Raw genomic sequence first — 359 nt, forward strand, 5'->3', positions numbered from 1 at the left:
TATCATGGAAAGTAATGTGAAAATACATTTTTTGGGTGCTTCGGGAACAGTGACAGGATCAAAATTCCTTTTAGAAGCTTTCGGAAAAAATATCCTCGTTGACTGCGGAATGTTCCAGGGGCTAAAGGAGCTTCGGGAAATGAACTGGAACAGCTTTCCTTTTCCGCCGGAAAAGATCGATCTGGTGCTGCTAACTCACGGGCATCTTGATCACACCGGCTCCTTACCACGGCTTGTAAAAGAAGGTTTTACAGGACAAATTACCGGTACCTCTCCTACCCTGGCAATAGCCGAGATCATCCTCGTTGACAGTGCAAAGATCCAGCAGGAAGATGCCGAAAGAGCTAACGAAGAACATT

General features: G+C 45.7%; 1 protein-coding gene. It reads left to right on the plus strand.

Going from position 1 to position 359, the window contains the following annotated elements; all coding sequences use genetic code 11:
• Positions 1-4 precede the first annotated feature (4 nt).
• Positions 5-359 (plus strand): MBL fold metallo-hydrolase (locus tag HC175_RS20995; RefSeq protein ID WP_168139914.1); only part of this gene is annotated, 355 nt, incomplete at its 3' end.

This window comes from Salinimicrobium oceani, assembly GCF_012037645.1.